Origin of the sequence: Shigella sp. FC1967 (assembly GCF_001743005.1) — a bacterium.
GTDB lineage: Bacteria > Pseudomonadota > Gammaproteobacteria > Enterobacterales > Enterobacteriaceae > Proteus.
Genome location: NZ_MIIZ01000969.1, coordinates 1 through 1544, shown reverse-complemented (window position 1 = coordinate 1544; position 1544 = coordinate 1). Strand labels below are relative to the sequence as shown.

General features: G+C 33.9%; 1 protein-coding gene and 1 pseudogene. Both read right to left on the bottom strand.

The window, feature by feature from the left end; all coding sequences use genetic code 11:
- Window positions 1-451: 451 nt before the first annotated feature.
- On the bottom strand, window positions 452-757 hold the full coding sequence (locus tag BHE89_RS16865) for a GNAT family N-acetyltransferase (protein WP_128860650.1): 306 nt from the start codon (window positions 755-757) through the stop codon (window positions 452-454).
- Window positions 758-1100: 343 nt separating this feature from the next.
- Window positions 1101-1544: pseudogene (locus BHE89_RS16860) on the bottom strand (RNA-guided endonuclease InsQ/TnpB family protein); the annotation flags it as partial.

Below are 1544 nucleotides of genomic sequence, written 5' to 3'. Positions count from 1 at the left end.
ATAAAGTCTATGCAGTACATAATATTTTGTCTAATAAAAAATAATGAATTAATCGTTAAATATTCAACTATGATGGAAAATAGGCCTGAAATTTATAATGCCCAACTTACTCATAAAATTCAGATAGAAAAATATAAGATATTTAAAATTTAGCATTCCTGAAAGCATTATTAAAATTAGATTATAAAGATATTATCTATAATACCTATGGCATTTTACTCAAAAAAACTCAATATACCAAGAAAGAAAGGTGCTCCAGATATTGAAGAGTATATTTTTAAAGAGGAATATCCAGTTTCGATTCTTTTAAGCAAACCCGCATCATTATTAAAAGATGTGAATTACTATATCCCGATCGAAATTGAGCTCAAACGAATAAAAATAAGATAAAATAATTTTGTTAAAAACCATCTGATTCTGGATGGTTTTTTGTTTAATCCACTATAAAAAGTTATCTTTGCTTAATAAAACAATAAATAATTTCAAGATCGTTTTCATCAAGGTTTTCGATACAACCACTTTCAATAAAACCTAACTGAATTAATATATTTCGCATTGCATAATTAGATTTATTGGTTGATGTAAATAGCTTATCTCCTGGCGTATTTTCTTGAAAATAAGCAATCAGGCATTTTCCATAACCTTTCTGACGATACTGCTTATCTATCATCACAAGTTCAATAAATGGATTATTAAAAAAGTGATGATGAATAACACCATAACCTACAATTTGCGAATTTATTTCAAGAAGATAAATAGCTTGGCAAGATAGCCAAGCTTTAAATTTCTTTCAATACGTGAAGCAATCCTGTTGAGCATAAGTATCTAATTCAATAAGCACAGATAGGTGATGGTCTGTGGCAAGAGTGATTTTCATAAGGTTTTTATAAGGAACTATTTTAGTCAATAGATAAGTTTATATTACTAAAATAATATAATAATGTAAGTACTCATTACTTAATAAATCTCTTTTAAATTCAATTTATTTCATGAAAATAATATAGAATAAGCCACATCCTCGATTAATGGATACACTCTTGGCGAATATAATCTTGTAAACGTGACTGCTCCCCGCCGTAAACGGCGAGGCTTCCCACTTCTCAGACCGCAACCCTCTGTACGACGGATTTACGCGGGTCTCCATGGGCTGAAACGACGCGTCCCGCCGCGTGTAATTCCAATATGCCCTTGTGTCGGATATTGATTGCCGCATTGATATCTCGGTCATGTTCAACTCCACATTCAGGGCATTGCCAGATACGCTTATGTAGTGGCATTTCTGACATTTTTATGACCGCAGTAATGACAGGTTTTCGAACTGGCAAACCATTGATCCAGTTTTACCAGATGGACGCCTTTTTCTGCGGCTTTATATTCCAGCTTTGTGATAAAACCATGCCAGCCTGCATCACCGATAGCGCGAGCCAGACAGTGGTTTTTCATCATATTCGCCGATTTCAGTGTCTCTACAATTACCGCTTGGTTTTCGTCAACAATTGCACGAGAGAGTTTGTGTTGAAAATCAGCACGGGCATTGGCTACCC